This window comes from Snodgrassella gandavensis (assembly GCF_914768025.1).
GTDB classification, from domain to species: domain Bacteria; phylum Pseudomonadota; class Gammaproteobacteria; order Burkholderiales; family Neisseriaceae; genus Snodgrassella; species Snodgrassella gandavensis.
The window spans coordinates 19,752-38,621 of sequence record NZ_CAJZCE010000020.1; the positions used below are offsets into that span (position 1 = coordinate 19,752).

An 18,870-nucleotide genomic window follows, 5' to 3' on the forward strand; every position below is an offset into this window, starting at 1 on the left:
TGATAGAGTTTATAAAAGTTAATTTGATAAGCAAGCTTTGTTATTTCATTTATTTAATATGCATTTTATAAAGTGATATATAGCTTTGAAGATTGTAACCGGCAGGAATTAATAGAAAAATTTTATGACGTGCTTTTATTATTTTACCTGAGGAGAAAAAAGAGAAATCAAAAGTAATATTTCAAATAATGCTAATGATAATTGTTATCAATATCCTATTGAAAATATTATTTTTTTATTATTGATTAATGTAATACGCGCTTTTAATAACGTTCGAAATTAGTTACAATACATCAATTTTACCAATATTTGCATAAGGTCGGCGCAATTATGCTGGCGAATTATTTCCCCATCTTAATATTCGTACTGGTTGGCTTTGCCGCCGGTGTTCTGTTTATTTCTCTTGGTCTGTTACTCGGGCCGAATCGTCCGTACAAAATGAAACAGGAGCCGTTTGAGTGCGGTTTCGAAGCTTTTGAAAATGCACGCATGAAATTCGACGTGCGTTACTATCTGGTAGCCATTTTATTCATCCTGTTTGACCTTGAGGTAGCTTTCATGGTGCCTTGGGCTGTTGTGTTCAAAGAACTGGGCGCATACGGTTTCTGGTCAATGATGGTGTTTCTGTTGATTCTGGTTATCGGCTTTGTTTATGAATGGAAAAAAGGCGCTCTGGAATGGGAATAGAAGGCGTTTTAAAAAAAGGATTTGTCACAACTACTGCCGATACCGTACTTAATTATGTGCGTACCGGTTCATTGTGGCCAGCTACTTTCGGTCTGGCTTGCTGTGCCGTGGAGATGATGCAGGCCGGTGCTGCCCGTTATGACCTTGACCGTTTTGGTATTATTTTTCGCCCATCACCGCGCCAGTCTGACCTGATGATTGTGGCCGGTACCCTGTGCAACAAAATGGCTCCCGCATTGCGTCGCGTTTACGACCAGATGGCCGAGCCACGCTGGGTATTGTCTATGGGTTCCTGTGCCAATGGTGGCGGCTATTATCATTACTCTTATTCTGTGGTGCGTGGTTGCGACCGCATTGTGCCGGTTGATGTCTATGTACCCGGCTGTCCGCCCACCGCAGAGGCACTGGTTTACGGCCTGTTGCAGTTGCAGCTGAAAATTAAACGTACCGCCACGATTGCGCGTGTATGAAAGTGAGGGAAATATGGCAGATATAGCAACATTGAAAGCTGTGTGTGAAGCCACTTTCGGCGCTAAAATACGTTATTGTCTTGACCGCGGTGAACTAACACTGGATTGTGATGCAGCAGATTATCATCAGCTTATGCAAACCCTGCGTGACCATGATGAACTGAAATTTGAAACACTGATTGACCTATGTGGTGTTGATTACCAGAGCTACAAAGATGAACCGTGGCAAGGCAAGCGCTTTGCCGTTGTCAGCCATCTGTTATCTGTAACCAATAACTGGCGTGTCCGTGTCCGTGTCTGGGCTGAAGCCGAAGACTTTCCCACCGTCGATTCTGTAGTCGATATCTATAACGGAGCCAACTGGTACGAACGTGAAGCGTTTGATATGTTTGGCATCCTGTTTAACAACCACCCCGACCTGCGCCGTATTCTTACCGACTATGGCTTTGTTGGTCATCCGTTTCGCAAAGATTTTCCTGTTTCCGGCTATGTTGAAATGCGCTATGACGAGGCCGAAGGCCGCGTTATTTATCAGCCGGTAACGATTGAACCGCGTGAGATTACCCCGCGCGTGGTGAGAGAGGAGCAGTACGGTGTCTAAGTTACGCAATTACACCATTAATTTCGGGCCGCAGCATCCGGCTGCACATGGCGTATTACGCCTGATTCTGGAAATGGATGGTGAAAACATCGTTCGTGCCGACCCGCATATCGGCCTGTTACATCGTGGTACGGAAAAATTGGCGGAAACACGGACTTATTTGCAGACACTGCCGTATATGGACCGTCTGGATTATGTATCCATGATGTGTAATGAACAGGCCTACTGCCTGTCGGTTGAACGTCTGCTCAATATTGAAGTACCTATTCGTGCCCAGTATATCCGTGTGATGTTTGCCGAGATTACCCGTATTCTCAATCATCTGATGGGTATAGGTTCGCATGCACTGGATATCGGTGCCATGACGGTATTTCTTTACGCATTCCGCGAGCGTGAAGACCTGATGGATATCTACGAGGCAGTGTCTGGTGCACGCATGCATGCTGCCTATTTCCGTCCCGGTGGTGTATACCGCGACTTGCCGGATTTCATGCCAAAATATGAATCCAGCAAATACCGCAATGCCAAACTACTGCAAAAACTTAATGCCAGCCGTGAAGGCACACTGCTGGATTTTATTGAAGACTTTACCAAGCGTTTTCCCGCCTGTGTAGATGAATATGAAAATCTGCTTACCGACAACCGTATCTGGAAGCAGCGTACTGTCGGCATAGGCGTGGTTTCACCAGAGCGCGCCCTGCAAAAAGGCTTTACCGGTGTCATGTTGCGCGGTTCCGGTATTGAATGGGATGTACGCAAAAAACAACCTTACGATGCCTATGCTAATGTAGATTTTGATATACCGGTGGGCATCAATGGCGATTGCTATGACCGTTATTTGTGCCGTATTCATGAGATGCGTCAGGCCAACCGCATTATCCGCCAGTGTGTGGACTGGCTGAAAGCCAACCCAGGCCCGGTGATTATTGACGACCATACCGTGGCACCGCCACCCCGTACCGCCATGAAAGACGGGATGGAAGAACTGATTCATCACTTCAAACTGTTTACTGAAGGTATGCATGTGCCAGAAGGTGAAGTCTATGTGCCTACTGAACATCCAAAAGGTGAATTTGGTGTCTATCTGATTTCCGATGGTGCCAATAAACCTTACCGGATGAAAATCCGTGCTCCGGGTTTTGCCCATTTGCAGGGCATGGATGAAATGGCGCGCGGCCACATGCTGGCGGATGTGGTTGCCATTATTGGTACACAGGATATTGTATTCGGGGAGGTGGATAGATAATGTTGTCCGCTGATAGCTTAAAACAGATTGATACAGAACTGGCAAAATACCCGGCCGACCAGCGCCGCAGTGCCATTATGTCTGCCTTGCGTATTGCGCAGACGGAGCTGGGCTGGTTGGAGCCTGAAATTATTGAAGAAGTGGCTGATTATATTGGTATTCCACCAGCGCAGGCGTTGGAAGTGGCTACTTTTTATAATATGTACAACCTCAAGCCAGTTGGTAAATACAAACTAACCGTATGTACTAATCTGCCCTGTGCCCTGCGTGGTGGCGTGAATGCTGGTGAGTATCTGCAAAAACGTCTCGGTATCCGCTATGGTGAAACTACTGCTGATGGTAAATACACCTTGGTAGAAGGCGAGTGCATGGGTGCCTGTGGCGATGCGCCGGTGATGTTAGTGAATAATCATAAAATGTGTAGCTTTATGAGCGAAGAAGCCATTGAAGCGAAACTGGCGGAGTTGAACTGATGGCAATGTACCAGAATGGCGTGATTTTCGATCAGGTTGATACTTCCGATCCCAATTGCTGGACGCTGGAAGCCTATATAGCACGTGGTGGCTATCAGGCATTGAAAAAAATCATCAATGAAAAAATGTCACCAGATGATGTTATTGCTGAGCTTAAAACTTCCGGTCTGCGTGGTCGCGGTGGTGCCGGCTTTCCCACCGGGCTGAAATGGAGCTTTATGCCGCGTTCGTTTCCGGGCACCAAATATGTTGTCTGCAATACTGATGAAGGCGAACCGGGCACATTCAAGGATCGCGATATCATTGATTACAATCCGCATGCGCTGATTGAAGGCATGATTATCGGTGGCTATGCCATGGGTGCAGCCACCGGCTATAACTATATTCATGGTGAAATCTTTGAAAGCTATCAGCGTTTTGAGGCTGCCTTGCAACAGGCGCGTTTAGCTGGCTTTCTGGGACAGAATATTCTGGGCAGCGATTTCAGTTTTGAGCTGCATGCCCATCATGGCTATGGTGCTTATATCTGTGGCGAAGAAACTGCGCTGCTGGAATCTCTGGAAGGCAAGAAAGGCCAGCCGCGCTTCAAACCGCCTTTTCCAGCTTCATATGGCTTATACGGCAAACCTACTACCGTCAATAACACTGAAACCTTTTCCTCAGTGCCATTCATTATTCGTGATGGCGGCCAGCAGTTTGCCGATAAGGGTATTCCGAATAATGGCGGAACCAAACTCTTTTCCGTATCCGGCCATGTTGAGCGTCCGGGTAACTACGAAGTTCCACTAGGTACACCGTTCAAAGATTTGCTGGCAATGTGCGGTGGCATGCGTAATGGTAAAAAACTCAAAGCGGTGATTCCGGGTGGTTCTTCTGCGCCAGTATTGCCGGCTGACATTATGATGGAACTGACCATGGATTATGACGCTATTGCCAAAGCCGGTTCAATGCTCGGTTCTGGTGCCGTAATCGTCATGGACGAGGATGTCTGCATGGTGAAAGCGCTGGAGCGGCTGAGCTATTTCTATTTTGAAGAATCATGCGGCCAATGCACGCCCTGCCGTGAAGGAACCGGCTGGCTATATCGCATTATTCACCGTATTACCTCTGGTAAAGGACGGCCGGAGGATCTGGATTTGCTGGAATCAGTTGGCAGCAATATGTCCGGACGCACCATCTGTGCATTGGCGGACGCTGCAGTGATGCCGATACAGGGCTTTATGAAGCATTTTCGTTCCGAGTTTGAGCACTATATCGAACACGGCAAACCCATGAAAGAACATCGCTGGTGCTAAGGCACTATCTGCTTAATTAGGATTGCGAACCTATGTTACAAATTCAAATTGACGGTAAACAACTCTCTGTCGAGCAGGGTAGTACGGTGATGGAAGCCGCCCATCAGGCCGGTACCTTTATTCCGCATTTTTGCTATCACAAAAAATTGTCTATTGCCGCTAACTGTCGCATGTGTCTGGTTGAGGTAGAAAAATCACGCAAGCCGTTACCTGCTTGTGCTACACCGGTTACCGATGGCATGGTGGTTAAAACCGGCTCCGCTCTGACTAAAGATGCCCAGAAAGGGGTAATGGAGTTTTTACTGATTAACCACCCGCTGGATTGCCCGATCTGTGATCAGGGCGGTGAATGTCTGTTGCAGGATTTGTCAATGGGCTATGGTAAAAGCGCTAGCCGTTATACCGAAGCCAAACATGCTGTAGTCGGCAAGGAAATGGGGCCACTGGTGTCTGCTGCGGAAATGAGCCGCTGTATACACTGTACCCGCTGTATTCGCTTTACTGAAGAAATTGCCGGCAAACAGGAATTGGCAATGAAAAATCGTGGTGAACATTCCGAAATTACCCCGTTTGCCGGAAAAACACTGGAAACCGAGCTATCTGGTAATGTGATTGATTTGTGTCCGGTCGGTGCCTTAACCAGCAAACCGTTTCGCTATGACAGTCGTTCATGGGAGTTAAGCCGGCGTAAATCCATCTCTGCTCATGATGCCTTGGGCAGCAATCTGATTGTTCAGACCAAAGACCATACCGTGCGTCGTGTGCTGCCACTAGAAAATGAAGCCATCAATGAATGCTGGCTCAGTGACCGTGACCGTTTTGCCTATGCAGGATTGTATCAGCAGCGTTTAACTCAACCACAAATCAAACAGGATAACCAGTGGCATACTGTCGACTGGCAAACCGCACTGGATTATGTAGCCAAGGGCTTACATGGCGTTAGCCATGACTTCGGTGCCAATGGGATTGGTATGTGGGTTAATCCGGCCAATACCATTGAAGAAATGCATCTGGCGCGTAAACTGGCTGATGGACTTGGTGTCACTGCTGTAGACAGCCGCCTGCGTTCGCTGGATGGCCGTTTGGCTGCCGCTGCTAAAGGCGCTCACTGGCTGGGGCAGAGCATCGAACAACTGGCAACAAACGAAGTGATTCTGATAGTCGGTGCACGTTTGCGGCAGGAACAGCCACTACTCACAGCCCGTATTCGTCAGGTGGCCAAAAACGGTACCAAAGTAGCTATTCTGGCCGCTGCTGCTGAAGAACTGTTTATGCCTTTGCTGGCACAAGTGAGCCTGCATCCGTATCAGTGGATTGACTGGCTGAGTGATGCACTTAACAGCGAAGTAGGGCAGGCATTATTACAGGCGCAAAAAGCCAGCATTATTCTTGGTGCTGATGTACTGAACCATCCGGATGCCGCTGCTGTTTATGCTGCTGCACAGGACTTGGCTGTGGCTACCGATAGCATTCTCGGGGTATTGCCACAGGCTGCCAATAGTATTGGTGCCGAAGTGCTTGGTGCGGCTGCCAGAAAAATAGAACACACCATTGCTGCACAGATTGCGCAGCCAAAACAAGCAGTGATGTTGCTTAATGTCGAGCCAGATATGGATGTCGCCAATGGTGCTGCGGCCATTGCCGCGTTGAAACAGGCACAGACAGTGATGGCATTCAGCGCGTACGACAGTGAAGTATTGCGTGAAGTGGCCGATGTCATGCTGCCAATTACTCCGTTTACCGAAACATCCGGCAGCTTTATCAGCATGGAAGGTCGTTTGCAGTCTTTCCATGGCGTGGTACAGGCCTATGGTGAAGCAAGACCATTATGGAAAGTATTGCGTGTACTGGGCAACGTGCTTGAACTGCCGGGCTTTGAATATGAAAACACCCAGCAAATCTTGACTGATGCACTTGCCAAAGACCAGTTACCGACCTTATTGAATAACCATATTCAACCGGTTGCTAGCACTGATCCAGCTATCAGTCTGGTACGTGTTGGCGGAGTCAGTCTGTATGCTACTGATGGCATTGTGCGTCGTTCTGCGCCCTTGCAAAACACAGTACATGCCGCAGTGCCCACAGCGCGGATTCACAGCGCTACGCTGAATGCGCTGGGGCTGGCTGCTGGGGATAGCGCATTAGCCAGACAGGGAAATAGTATCGTGGCCGTTACTGTGGCTGCTGACGACACCCTGCCGGAAAACGTACTGTTGTTGCCATTACATCAGAGTAACTGGCAATTGGGTGCTTTATTGACCACTGTTGAATTGAGTAAAGGATAATCATGCAAGCGTGGTTTCAACAATTACTGGGTAACGACTTCGGCTTACTGGTGTCTGTCATCGTCAAAATAGTCATCATCATGCTGCCGCTGATTCTTACCGTGGCTTACCTGACTTATTTTGAACGTAAAGTTATTGGTTACATGCAGTTGCGCGTTGGCCCGAACGTAACCGGCCCCTATGGCTTAATCCAGCCCTTCGCGGACGTATTAAAACTGTTATTCAAAGAAGTTACCCGCCCGTCGCAGGCCAACAAGGCATTGTTCTATATCGGGCCGATGATGTCGCTGATGCCGGCTTTTGCTGCGTGGGCAGTGATTCCATTCAGTGAAAGCTGGTTTCTAACCAGAATCAATGCCGGTTTGCTCTATATCCTGATGATTACCTCTCTGTCTGTGTATGGTGTCATCATTGCTGGCTGGGCTTCCAACTCCAAATATGCCTTTCTGGGTGCCATGCGTGCTTCGGCACAAACTATCTCCTATGAAATAGCGATGGGTTTTGCCCTGATTGGGGTGATAATGGTATCCGGCAGCATGGATTTTCACGATATCGTGATGGCACAAGCCAAAGGCTATGCCGGTGGTTCGGTTTTTTCATGGAACTGGTTGCCATTGTTCCCATTGTTTGTGGTGTATCTGATTTCCGCAGTGGCCGAAACCAATCGTGCCCCGTTTGACGTGGCCGAAGGTGAGTCGGAAATTGTTGCTGGTTTTCATGTCGAGTATTCTGGTTTTGCTTTCGCCTTATTTTTTCTGGCCGAATATATATTCATGATTCTGGTAGCTGCCCTGACTGCACTGTTATTCTTTGGCGGCTGGTTATCACCTTTCCCGCAAAGCTGGGGTTTCATTGGTACACCAAGCGTACTGTGGATGTTCCTGAAAATGGCGCTGGTGTTGTACTTTTACCTGTGGATACGGGCAACTTTCCCGCGCTACCGCTACGATCAGATTATGCGTCTGGGCTGGAAAGTACTGATTCCGGTAACCATCGTCGCAGTGATTGTGTTGGGTTTATGGATGATTTCACCCCTGTCTTTATGGCGTTAAACAGGGAGAGGCACTGATATGGCAAATATAATTAAAACTTTTCTGATGACCGAGTTGCTTGCGGGCATGAAAGTAACCTTAAAGAACTTTTTTGCACGTAAAGAAACCATTTATTTCCCCGAAGAAAAAACCCCACAATCGGTTCGGTTTCGTGGTCTGCATGCGCAGCGGCGCTATCCCAATGGCGAAGAGCGCTGCATTGCCTGCAAACTGTGTGAAGCCGTGTGTCCGGCGATGGCGATTAATATCGAGTCGGAAAAGCGCGAGGATGGTACACGGCGAACAACCCGTTATGATATCGATCTGACTAAATGTATCTTCTGCGGTTTCTGTGAAGAAGCCTGTCCAGTAGACGCCATTGTAGAAACACAGATTTTCGAATATCACGGTGAAAAACGCGGAGATCTGTATTTCACTAAACCCATGTTGCTGGCAATTGGCGATCGCTATGAAGAAGATATCGCCAAATGCAAAGCCGCAGATGCACCGTATCGCTAAGGGGTAGTCATGAATTTACCATTAATACTGTTTTATGTATTTGCCGCGGTTATTCTGCTTGGCGCAATAAATACAGTAATTGCCAAAAATCCGGTACATGCAGTTTTGTTTCTGGTGCTGACATTCTGTGCCAGTGCCATGATGTGGATTCTGATGCAGGCCGAATTTCTGGGTATTGTGCTGGTAGTGGTCTATGTAGGGGCAGTAATGGTGCTGTTCCTGTTTGTCATCATGATGCTCAATATTGATATTGAACAGATGCGCGCCGGATTCTGGCGTCATGCGCCCATTGCCGCGCTGGTAGGTATTCTCACCGCCGCACTGCTGATTGTGATTCTGGTGAATCCGCAACTGGATCTGGCACATCTGGGGACAGACAAGCCATTGCCGGCTGATTACAGTAATGTACGCGACTTAGGTATGCAGATTTACACTACCTATCTGTTACCGTTTGAACTGGCCGCCATATTGCTGGTACTGGGGATGGTAGCCGCCATTGCACTGGTACACCGGCAAACGCATAATCCGCGCCGTACCAATCCGGCCGAACAAGTTAAAGTGCAGGCAAAAGACCGCTTCCGTATGGTGAAAATGCAGCCTGAAGTGGCTACACCAGTAACCGAAACCAGTGAAGAAGTGACAGAAGGGGAGAAAAAAGCATGATTACCTTAACCCATTATCTGGTTCTCAGCGCGATATTATTTGCCATTTCTGCCATGGGCATCTTTATGAACCGCAAAAATGTACTCGTGCTGCTGATGTCAATCGAATTAATGCTGCTGGCGGTGAACTTTAATTTCGTGGCTTTTTCCCGTTATCTCGGTGACACGGCCGGACAGATTTTCGTCTTTTTTATTCTGACAGTTGCTGCGGCTGAATCTGCTATTGGCCTGGCGATTATGGTGCTGATTTTCCGTAACCGTCAGAGCATTAACGTACAGGATCTGGATAGTCTCAAAGGCTAACGGGTGAGAGGAACGAGAGAAAATTATGTCTATTTATCTGTTTATTGCTTTGGCTCCGCTCATCGGTTCACTGCTGGCTGGTTTGTGCGGTAAGCTGATTGGCCGTAGGGGAGCGCATAGCGTTACCATTGCCGGTGTGGCCATTTCTGCAGCGTTGTCTGGCTGGGTGCTTTATGGCTTTATGAACGGCACCCGCCAGCCTTTTGATGAAAACGTTTATACCTGGCTGACCATGGGTGGACTGGACTTTTCAGTTGGCTTTCTGATTGATACCCTAACCGCTACCATGTTGGTGATTGTCACCAGTGTGTCACTGATGGTGCATATCTACACCATTGGTTACATGAGTGATGACGATGGTTATCAGCGCTTTTTCAGCTATATCTCCCTATTTACCTTTTCCATGCTGATGCTGGTAATGAGTAATAACTTTATCCAGCTATTCTTTGGCTGGGAAGCAGTAGGGCTGGTATCTTATCTGCTGATTGGTTTTTACTTCAAACGTGACAGTGCCATTTTTGCCAACCTGAAAGCGTTTCTGGTTAACCGCGTTGGGGATTTTGGCTTTGTGTTGGGAATTGGCTTGATACTGGCCTATTTTGGCGGCAGCCTGCGCTATGTCGATGTGTTCCAGCATATTGATCAGGTGAAAAATGCCACTATCGAACTGATTCCCGGTCATCCGTGGTCACTGATTACCGTTACCTGTATTCTGCTGTTCGTAGGAGCAATGGGTAAATCGGCACAGTTTCCATTGCATGTGTGGCTGCCGGATTCAATGGAAGGTCCGACCCCGATTTCTGCGCTGATTCACGCCGCCACCATGGTGACAGCCGGTATTTTCATGGTGTCACGTATGTCACCGTTATATGAACTGTCTGATACCGCACTGGGTGTGATTATGGTGTCTGGCACCATTACCGCGTTGTTTATGGGTTTTCTGGGCATGATTCAGAACGATATCAAGCGTGTGATTGCCTATTCCACTCTGTCACAACTTGGTTACATGACCGTGGCACTGGGTGCTTCAGCCTATAATATTGCCGTCTTCCATGTCATGACCCATGCTTTCTTCAAAGCCCTGTTATTCCTTGCTGCCGGTAGTGTGATTATGGGCATGCACCATGATCAGGATATGCGTCATATGGGCGGCTTGCGCAAGTATATGCCAGTAACGTGGATTTGCATGCTGATTGGTTCCCTGTCGCTGATTGGTACACCATTCTTCTCTGGCTTCTATTCCAAGGATTCCATTATCGATGCAGTAAAAGCGTCAAACCTGCCTTTCAGCAGTATTGCCTATGTCGCACTGGTAGCCAGTGTGTTTGTGACCGCGTTCTACTCATTCCGCCTGTATTTTCTGGTTTTTCACGGCGAAGAAAAATGGCGTAAAGCTGATCATGGTGGGCATCATCATGGCGAAGAGCACCATGGCCTGCGCCCACAGGATAATCCGCATGAAAGCCCGCTGGTGGTAACCATTCCGCTGATTCTGCTAGCCATTCCTTCAGTATTTGTCGGCATGTGGGCCATCAAACCGATGCTGTTTAGTGATTTCTACCAGCATGTGATATTCATTAACAGTGCGGCACATCCGGCGCTGGCCACTGTAGAAGAAGAATATCACGGCATCTTTGCCATGGCCTTACACAGTCTGACCAGTCCCGTGTTATGGCTGGTGATTGCCGGGGTAGTACTGGCGTGGTTTTTCTACATGAAAAAACCGCATATTCCAGCCAGAATCGTGGCGTCTATCCGTCCGGTTTATACCCTGCTGGATAATAAATACTATCTGGATGCGCTTTACTATAACGTTTTTGCCAAAGGCAGCCGCCTGCTGGGAACGTTGTTCTGGAAAGTAGGCGACGTTTTCATCATTGATAAATTAATCGTTAACGGTGCCGCGCGCGTGGTTGCCACTGTTGCAGCACTGGTACGGCGGATTCAGACTGGCTATATCTATACTTATGCAACCGCAATGGTAGTTGGTGTATTCGTGTTGGTAGCGTGGACTTTCTGGCCGTTGCTGAAAACGATGTTCGGCGGTTAATTGAAGGCATTCAACTTGGTATCTTTAGGCTATAAATATGTACGATAACTTACTCAGTTTGGCGATTTGGCTGCCTGTAGCGGCCGGCATCGTAGTGCTGGCGACCGGTTCAGACAGGCATGCTGGTATAGCCAGAGTGCTGGCCTTAATCGGTGCGCTGGTTTCCTTTTTAATCACCTTACCGCTGTTTTTCAAATTTGACCGTTTAAATGGTGGCTTCCAATTCACAGAATTTCATTTCTGGATTGAAAGTCTCAACATCAACTATGCATTAGGTGTTGATGGCCTGTCTGTCCTGTTTGTGATTCTAAACAGCTTCACAACCTTACTGGTGGTGATGGCTGGCTGGCAGGTGATTCAGAAACGGCCGGCACAGTATATGGCTGCTTTCCTGATTATGTCGGGATTGATTAATGGCGCGTTTGCGGCCATGGATGCCATTCTATTCTACGTGTTCTTTGAAGGTATGCTGATTCCGATGTATCTGATTATCGGCATCTGGGGTGGTCCAAGGCGCGTATACGCATCCATCAAGTTTTTTCTGTATACCCTGATGGGTTCGCTGCTGATGCTGGTGGGTTTTGTGTACCTGTCTATGCAGACTGGCGGTTTCTCAATTGAAGCATGGCACAACATCAAACACATTGCCATGACTGCGCAGGTTTTACTGTTTATCGGCTTTTTCCTGTCTTTTGCGGTGAAAGTGCCGATGTGGCCAGTACACACATGGCTGCCGGATGCTCACGTAGAAGCGCCTACTGGCGGCTCAATGGTACTCGCTGCCATTACCCTGAAAATCGGTGGTTATGGCTTCCTGCGTTTTATTCTGCCTATCCTGCCAGATGCTGCACGTTATTTTGCGCCGGTAATGATTGTACTGAGTCTGGTAGCGGTGATTTATATTGGCATGGTAGCACTGGTACAGACAGACATGAAAAAATTGGTGGCTTATTCTTCCATCAGCCACATGGGTTTTGTCACCTTAGGCTTCTTCCTATTTACCGGCGGGTATTTGAATGACTGGGCCTTTAAAGGTGCCATCATGCAGATGGTATCACACGGTTTTGTTTCGGCTGCCATGTTCATGAGTATCGGCGTAATGTATGACCGGATGCATACCCGTGATATTTCTGCTTACGGTGGTGTGGTAAACAGTATGCCGATATTTGCTTCTTTCATGCTGCTATTTGCCATGGCCAACGCCGGCTTGCCCGGTACTTCCGGTTTTGTGGGCGAATTCATGGTAATTGTCGGTGCAGTAAAAACCAATTTCTGGATTGGTGCTCTGGCAGCGTTAACCCTGATTTATGGTGCAGCCTATACTCTGTGGATGTTTAAACGAGTTATTTTTGGCACTATCAAAAACCCCGAAGTTGAGCAATTAAAAGATGTGAATAAACGCGAACTGCTTATTCTGGTGATTCTGGCTATAGCGGTACTCGGTTTTGGTTTGTACCCCGAACCATTTATCGCCGTTGTCCATCAGGCAGCAAATGATTTAATTGTCCAAGCGGCACAAAGCAAACTGTAAGGAAATGTGAATGAACTGGACAGATTTAACAATATTTCCCGCTGTACCGGAACTGGTGCTGACTGTAGTGCTGTTTACAGTGCTGCTGGTGGATTTATGGCTCAATGACAGACAACGCTGGATAACCTGTACCTTGTCAATTATCGGATTGATATTAACGGCAGTAGTACAGTGTCTGGTTTGGACGGAACAGCCACAATATGCTTTCCATGATATGTTTGTACTGGATGGCATGGCACAGCTAGCCAAGCTATGCATGTATGTTCTGGTTATTGCATTGTTTATTTACAGCCAGACTTATCTGCGTGCCAAAAATATCTATCAGGGCGAATTTTACACACTGACCCTGTTTGCCTTACTGGGTATGGACATCATGGTTTCAGCCTGCCATTTCCTTACCCTGTATGTAGGGCTGGAATTGCTGTCACTGGCGCTGTATGCCCTGATTGCCCTGCAACGCGACAGTGGCCGTGCGGCTGAAGCAGCGCTGAAGTATTTTGTGCTTGGTGCGCTGGCTTCTGGTTTGCTGCTATATGGTATTTCACTGATTTATGGTGCAACTGGGTCTTTGCAGTTACAGCAGGTGCTGGCTGCCAGTGAAAGCAGTGCCAATCCGTGGCTATTAAAGCTGGGGGTAGTATTTATTGTAGCTGGCATTGTGTTCAAACTGGGTGGCGTACCTTTCCATATGTGGGTGCCGGATGTATATCAGGGGGCGCCTACTGCTGTCACCGCGTTGGTGGGTACAGCACCGAAAATTGCCGCAACAGTATTTGCTTTCCGCATTCTGGTCTATGGCTTGCTCACTCAATGGGAAAGCTGGCGTGAATTGCTGTTGATATTGGGTATTGCTTCGCTGTTGGTGGGTAATCTGGCTGCGATCATGCAAACCAATATCAAGCGTATGCTTGGCTTCTCAACAGTATCGCATATGGGCTTTATTCTGCTGGCGCTGCTGGCTGGAGAAACTGGTTGTACCGCAGCTATGTATTACGCCATCACTTATACTTTAATGGCTTCTGTAGCGTTTGCCATTCTGATGCTGTTGTCCGGCAGAGATGTTGAATGTCAGAATATCAGTGATTTGGCTGGCCTGAACCAGAAAAATGCCTGGTATGCATTTTTAATGCTGCTGGCGATGTTCTCCATGGCCGGTATTCCGCCGTTGATGGGCTTTTATGCCAAACTGGCGGTTATCAAGGCATTACTCGCCAGTGGTTATCTGTGGGTTTCTGTGTATGCAGTAGTAATGTCGCTAATCGGTGCTTTCTATTATCTGCGTGTGGTTAAAGCTATGTATTTCGATACACCGGACTCCGTTGCAGAACCTGTTTTTAACATGACCTTTCTGGGCAAGCTGGTTTTATCCGTTAACGGTTTGCTGTTACTGCTATGGGGTATTTTGCCGGATGGCGTGATGGCTTGGTGTGTACAGGCATTGCTGCACAGCTAAACTGTTTTGCTTTTTTTCCAACAGCAGCCTTAATGGCTGCTGTTTTTATAACTGTTGAACCCACTTATCAAAGCTCATAACCACAGGTAAAATGGCTAATTAAACCGTTGAAATAACAACTGCATGGTAAGCATGAATAATTCAGAATTTAATATCCGCCAAACTGAATGTGTGGTGGTAAAAGTAGGTTCCAGCCTTGTTACCAATGGCGGACATGGGGTAGACCAGAATATCCTGAATAACTGGGCTCAGCAGATTGCACAATTACGGGCTCGTGGTATTCAGGTAGTACTGGTTTCCAGTGGTGCGATTGCAGAAGGAATGAAACGGTTGGGCTGGCAGGTACGCCCCAAAGCGATTAACGAATTACAGGCGGCAGCGGCTGTAGGACAAATGGGACTGGCACAGGCATATGAAGTAGCGTTTGAGTCACTGCATATCCAGACAGCCCAGATTTTACTCACTCACGATGATTTGAGTCACCGCACCCGTTATTTGAATGCCCGCAGTACGATTCGTACGCTACTGGAGCAGGGGGTGGTACCAATTATTAATGAAAATGATTCTGTTACCATTGATGAAATCAAGCTCGGTGATAATGATACTCTGGGGGCACTGGTAACGAATCTGATTGAAGCCGATATACTCATTATTCTGACAGATCAGGATGGATTGTATGACCGCGACCCGCGCCAGCATGCCAATGCCAGATTTATTCATAAAATTGCAGCCAGCCATCCGGGTCTGGAAAGTATGGCCGGTGGTGCAGGTAGCAGTGTGGGTACGGGGGGAATGTATACCAAAGTACTGGCTGCGAGGCGGGCTGCTTTGAGTGGTGCGGCAACCTGTATTGCCAATGGACATGCCGATAATGTGCTTTTGCATTTGCTTGACGGTAACGAGGTCGGTACATTATTTACACCGGATGATAACCGGCTGAATGCGCGTCAGCAGTGGTTATCAGGGCAATTACAGCTGGTGGGTAAACTCATCATTGATGATGGTGCAGTTCAAGCACTTACAATGAATAATTCTAGTTTATTATCAATAGGTTGTATTGATGTTTCTGGTCGTTTTGATCGTGGTGCGTTAGTTTCTGTATGTAATCAGACTGGTACCGAAATTGCTCGTGGTCTGATTAATTATAATGACAGAGAAATATCACGATTATTGCACCAGCCCTCACATATGATTGAAGATATTTTGGGTTATGTAGCTGAAGAAGAAGTAATGCATCGTGATAATATGGTTTTATGCCGTTTGTAGTTGTTACTCTTGATGCTAACAGTCTTCTAAAATGCAACGGACATAATGCAATAACTCATTTTTGTAAATAGATGTTTAAATATAGCTTTATATAAGGAGTATGAAGCTGTTTTATACGTTTAATGAATCAGTGTCATATTTAAGATACATATATTCTTCAGTATCAAGGGCAATTTCAACAGACCCCTAATAATTGATACAGCTTTGTAATAGAAGCCTGATAAACAAGCACAACAAAAAAGAGCAAAATATGTATTCAGTAATAACTTTAAATAATAAATTCTGAATATTAATAATATTATTGGAATAATTAGTAACAGAATATGATTTCACTCCGTTGGCACTGGATAACTGCATTTGAAATAATCAACAATCAGTTTTATTCAGCGTGAAAGATAGTCGTAACAAAAAAGATAATGCATTAATTATGCTGCATAATAAAAAGAAGCTGTGAGTAATAAAATAGTATTAAGCTTAATTGCAGACTTGCGGTGCTTATCGCCCCCTCTTACTGCTATCTTTATAGAAAAATCACATACAAGCTTAACCATTTATCTGTTCTATGAGTTCTACAAATGACAAATCGGCTTATATATTTATTATAAGTGCAGAAGTGATAAACGCGGAAAACATAATAAAACCGGTACCATGAAAATTACATGGTACCGGTTTGCGTAGGATATGCGCTCTAAACGCAAAGTTTCAGTTTAATTTACCAAAGAACTTTCAATCCTACAGATCCACTTACTGGCGCTTTTACTTTAGTATCACCACCATTAGACCAGGTATGGCCAACCTCGCCATAAACTGAGACATTATCGTTGACATCATAGCTTCCGCCAACAGCTACCTCAGTGCTGGTATGTCCACCGCCACTATGCAATGTGGTGGAGGCATTTCGAGTAGTAAAGGTAGTGTGATCAGTTCCATTGGGAGAATAGAACAAGTTCACACGAGCATGTGGACGTACTGTACCTTTACCAGTTTGATAATTGCCTTCCATACGAGCACCAACACGGAACAGCCATGCATCATCGTGTCCCTGTTTAACAGTAGTATTACCACTGATATTACTGTCATCCAGATCCAACCACTGATGTGAGATCTGAGCTTGCGGCTCCAGCTTCCACGCACTGTTACCAACAGAGAACGGTTTACCAGCTTCAACAGAAGCAGTTACACCGTGACCTTTCTGTTTACTGTTTGCGTTGCCGTCAGGTTTAATATCAACATTATGCCGTGCGCCCTGCAACACTAAATCTACATAAGCACCGTTGTTATGGGTGTAGTTACCATAGGCACCGAGGAAGTAGGATTTAGTGGCATTTTTACCAACACTGCCATTAACACCGTTGGCAAAGCCATCAACATCCAAATCTCCATGCAGATAACCGACATAACCACCAACATTCCAGCCGTTATGTTGCCAGATATCGCTACCTAGCTGTAGACCGGTATAGTCGCCTTCACTGCGAGCATCCGCGGCACCATTTTGCTGGATGTCAGCACGTGTGGCAATAACTCTACCCCAGCTCATGCGTGAATCAGACTGTGCCGAGTTGCCCAAGCGTTGATGCATATTGCCCAGCATAGTACTGTCAGCCTGACGTAGCTGAGCACCCACAGCAGCATACAGTGGTACTTCTTTACGATACAGTGCTTTTGACTTAGATGAAGTAGCATCTACAACTCTAGAGCGCAGATACCAGTCATCGCCTTCGCCATCACTATCGCCTTTTAACAAGCGATATTCAAAAGCGCCAGCATCAACATGGCCACCAGCTAAACTAAATGCTTTGTCATCACTGGTACCTTGGACATTAATAATGTTGATTCCATCAGTATCACCAGTATCAGCACCGAGGCCACCATCATTATGTACTGTAACAGAAGTTGTACCGGTTGCATTACCCGTAATACTTAATCTGTCAGTAGTACTTGTGCTATCCCCCAATACGGTATCAAGCTCTAATGTGCCGTTATTGCCGGTATAGTCACCGTCGATTATCAACAGGTCACCAGCACGGTGATTACTACTTAAACTAATAGTACCTGCATTTTCAACATTACCACTAATGGTTGTTTCCTGAATCGGTGCTATAGCTTTCAGTAACACAGGTGATGGGGAAAGATCTAATGTTCCCTCATTTTCAATCACAAGTTTAGCGGTTTTCAGATCACCAGTTAAAGTAAGTTTGCCTTGTTTCTTAACATTGATATTGTCCCAGTTAAGAATAGCTGTATTACCCTCACTACCGCTGCTGACAGAGGAACCTTTGAGCGTACCATGGATATTTAGGATATCAATGTCACTCTCACCTTCACCACCATCAATGGCCGTCATTTGAGAAATATCGGCACCCTGATTGATAGTAAGCATGTCACTACCTTTACCAAGCTTGATTGCTCCGATAACTTTTGAACCGTCATCAAGAGTAACGTTAGCATTAGTATCATCATCCTGAATAGCAATTCCCGAACCACCGGAAACAATTGCACCATTCTGCAAGGTAATAACGTTTGTTGCACCAGCTATACCAGAAGTATGAATACCGGCACCTGTTTCACCTACTACCTCATTAGCGACACTTATACTAATCGCACCGGTATCGGAAGTATTGATAGCCTCAATACCGACAGGTCCAACAAGCTTACCAGTTGTCGCATAAGTTTGACCATTTGGTGAATTATTTTCAATAACAACAGCCGCTGAATTCTTAGAGTTGTCAGGTTGTTTGCCGTCGTCGTCAGGCAGTTTGCCGTCGTCGTCAGGCAGTTTGCCGTCGTCGTCAGGTTGTTTGCCGTCGTCGTCAGGCAGTTTGCCGTCGTCGTCAGGTTGTTTGCCGTCGTCGTCAGGCAGTTTGCCGTCGTCGTCAGGTTGTTTGCTGTCGTCGTCAGGCAGTTTGCCGTCGTCGTCAGGTTGTTTGCCGTCGTCGTCAGGTTGTTTGCCGTCGTCGTCAGGTTGTTTGCCGTCGTCGTCAGGCAGTTTGCCGTCGTC

The 18,870-nt window shown here is 46.7% G+C and carries 16 protein-coding genes; 15 read left to right on the forward strand and 1 reads right to left on the reverse strand.

Going from position 1 to position 18,870, the window contains the following annotated elements; translation table 11 throughout:
* Positions 1-330 precede the first annotated feature (330 nt).
* The 15 genes from MJ764_RS10925 to proB all read left to right on the forward strand — a co-directional run bounded on the left by MJ764_RS10925 (position 331) and on the right by proB (position 15,872).
* The gene (locus tag MJ764_RS10925) at positions 331-687 is read left to right on the forward strand and encodes an NADH-quinone oxidoreductase subunit A (protein ID WP_100090213.1); all 357 of its coding nucleotides are present in this window, start codon (positions 331-333) and stop codon (positions 685-687) included.
* Positions 678-1,157: a NuoB/complex I 20 kDa subunit family protein gene (locus tag MJ764_RS10930; RefSeq protein WP_037407271.1), complete on the forward strand. Its 480-nt coding sequence runs from the start codon at positions 678-680 to the stop codon at positions 1,155-1,157. Before MJ764_RS10925 ends, MJ764_RS10930 begins: the two co-directional genes overlap by 10 nt.
* Before the next feature lie 13 nt (positions 1,158-1,170).
* Positions 1,171-1,758, forward strand: coding sequence for an NADH-quinone oxidoreductase subunit C (locus MJ764_RS10935; protein ID WP_239326977.1), 588 nt, complete (start codon positions 1,171-1,173; stop codon positions 1,756-1,758).
* On the forward strand, positions 1,751-3,004 hold the full coding sequence (locus tag MJ764_RS10940; protein ID WP_239326979.1) for an NADH-quinone oxidoreductase subunit D: 1,254 nt from the start codon (positions 1,751-1,753) through the stop codon (positions 3,002-3,004). Before MJ764_RS10935 ends, MJ764_RS10940 begins: the two co-directional genes overlap by 8 nt.
* Complete coding sequence (gene nuoE / locus MJ764_RS10945; protein WP_239326981.1) at positions 3,004-3,477, forward strand: NADH-quinone oxidoreductase subunit NuoE; 474 nt, start codon at positions 3,004-3,006, stop codon at positions 3,475-3,477. Before MJ764_RS10940 ends, nuoE begins: the two co-directional genes overlap by 1 nt.
* Positions 3,477-4,772: an NADH-quinone oxidoreductase subunit NuoF gene (nuoF, locus tag MJ764_RS10950; RefSeq protein WP_239326983.1), complete on the forward strand. Its 1,296-nt coding sequence runs from the start codon at positions 3,477-3,479 to the stop codon at positions 4,770-4,772. The genes nuoE and nuoF overlap by 1 nt, the downstream gene beginning before the upstream one ends.
* Positions 4,773-4,804: 32 nt before the next feature.
* A complete protein-coding gene (nuoG, locus tag MJ764_RS10955; RefSeq protein ID WP_239326985.1) occupies positions 4,805-7,057 on the forward strand; it encodes an NADH-quinone oxidoreductase subunit NuoG in 2,253 nt (750 codons plus the stop codon).
* Between the two features lie 2 nt (positions 7,058-7,059).
* Positions 7,060-8,109, forward strand: a complete 1,050-nt coding sequence (gene nuoH, locus MJ764_RS10960) for an NADH-quinone oxidoreductase subunit NuoH (protein WP_037407263.1) — start codon at positions 7,060-7,062, stop codon at positions 8,107-8,109.
* A gap of 18 nt (positions 8,110-8,127) precedes the next feature.
* Positions 8,128-8,607 carry an NADH-quinone oxidoreductase subunit NuoI gene (gene nuoI, locus MJ764_RS10965; protein WP_239326987.1) on the forward strand — a complete coding sequence of 160 codons (480 nt, stop codon included), beginning with the start codon at positions 8,128-8,130 and terminating at the stop codon, positions 8,605-8,607.
* Between the two features lie 9 nt (positions 8,608-8,616).
* Entirely contained in the window at positions 8,617-9,270 is a 654-nt protein-coding gene (locus MJ764_RS10970; protein ID WP_174829214.1) for an NADH-quinone oxidoreductase subunit J, read from the forward strand.
* On the forward strand, positions 9,267-9,572 hold the full coding sequence (gene nuoK / locus MJ764_RS10975) for an NADH-quinone oxidoreductase subunit NuoK (protein WP_025329732.1): 306 nt from the start codon (positions 9,267-9,269) through the stop codon (positions 9,570-9,572). Before MJ764_RS10970 ends, nuoK begins: the two co-directional genes overlap by 4 nt.
* Before the next feature lie 25 nt (positions 9,573-9,597).
* Positions 9,598-11,622, forward strand: coding sequence for an NADH-quinone oxidoreductase subunit L (nuoL, locus tag MJ764_RS10980; RefSeq protein ID WP_239326989.1), 2,025 nt, complete (start codon positions 9,598-9,600; stop codon positions 11,620-11,622).
* A 37-nt stretch (positions 11,623-11,659) separates the two neighbouring features.
* Positions 11,660-13,153, forward strand: a complete 1,494-nt coding sequence (locus tag MJ764_RS10985; protein ID WP_239326991.1) for an NADH-quinone oxidoreductase subunit M — start codon at positions 11,660-11,662, stop codon at positions 13,151-13,153.
* 10 nt (positions 13,154-13,163) lie between these two features.
* The gene (nuoN, locus tag MJ764_RS10990) at positions 13,164-14,606 is read left to right on the forward strand and encodes an NADH-quinone oxidoreductase subunit NuoN (RefSeq protein WP_239326993.1); all 1,443 of its coding nucleotides are present in this window, start codon (positions 13,164-13,166) and stop codon (positions 14,604-14,606) included.
* 132 nt (positions 14,607-14,738) lie between these two features.
* Positions 14,739-15,872, forward strand: a complete 1,134-nt coding sequence (gene proB, locus MJ764_RS10995; protein WP_239326995.1) for a glutamate 5-kinase — start codon at positions 14,739-14,741, stop codon at positions 15,870-15,872.
* 712 nt (positions 15,873-16,584) lie between these two features.
* Here the strand turns inward: proB and MJ764_RS11000 are convergent.
* On the reverse strand, positions 16,585-18,870 hold a 2,286-nt coding region (locus MJ764_RS11000; RefSeq protein WP_239326997.1), incomplete at its 5' end, for an autotransporter family protein.

Coding starts and splice junctions, on each gene's coding strand:
- MJ764_RS10925 (WP_100090213.1), top strand. CDS start 331: ATGCTGGCGAATTATTTCCCCATCTTAATATTCGTACTGGTTGGCTTT.
- MJ764_RS10930 (WP_037407271.1), top strand. CDS start 678: ATGGGAATAGAAGGCGTTTTAAAAAAAGGATTTGTCACAACTACTGCC.
- MJ764_RS10935 (WP_239326977.1), top strand. CDS start 1,171: ATGGCAGATATAGCAACATTGAAAGCTGTGTGTGAAGCCACTTTCGGC.
- nuoE (WP_239326981.1), top strand. CDS start 3,004: ATGTTGTCCGCTGATAGCTTAAAACAGATTGATACAGAACTGGCAAAA.
- nuoF (WP_239326983.1), top strand. CDS start 3,477: ATGGCAATGTACCAGAATGGCGTGATTTTCGATCAGGTTGATACTTCC.
- nuoG (WP_239326985.1), top strand. CDS start 4,805: ATGTTACAAATTCAAATTGACGGTAAACAACTCTCTGTCGAGCAGGGT.
- nuoH (WP_037407263.1), top strand. CDS start 7,060: ATGCAAGCGTGGTTTCAACAATTACTGGGTAACGACTTCGGCTTACTG.
- nuoI (WP_239326987.1), top strand. CDS start 8,128: ATGGCAAATATAATTAAAACTTTTCTGATGACCGAGTTGCTTGCGGGC.
- MJ764_RS10970 (WP_174829214.1), top strand. CDS start 8,617: ATGAATTTACCATTAATACTGTTTTATGTATTTGCCGCGGTTATTCTG.
- nuoK (WP_025329732.1), top strand. CDS start 9,267: ATGATTACCTTAACCCATTATCTGGTTCTCAGCGCGATATTATTTGCC.
- nuoL (WP_239326989.1), top strand. CDS start 9,598: ATGTCTATTTATCTGTTTATTGCTTTGGCTCCGCTCATCGGTTCACTG.
- MJ764_RS10985 (WP_239326991.1), top strand. CDS start 11,660: ATGTACGATAACTTACTCAGTTTGGCGATTTGGCTGCCTGTAGCGGCC.
- nuoN (WP_239326993.1), top strand. CDS start 13,164: ATGAACTGGACAGATTTAACAATATTTCCCGCTGTACCGGAACTGGTG.
- proB (WP_239326995.1), top strand. CDS start 14,739: ATGAATAATTCAGAATTTAATATCCGCCAAACTGAATGTGTGGTGGTA.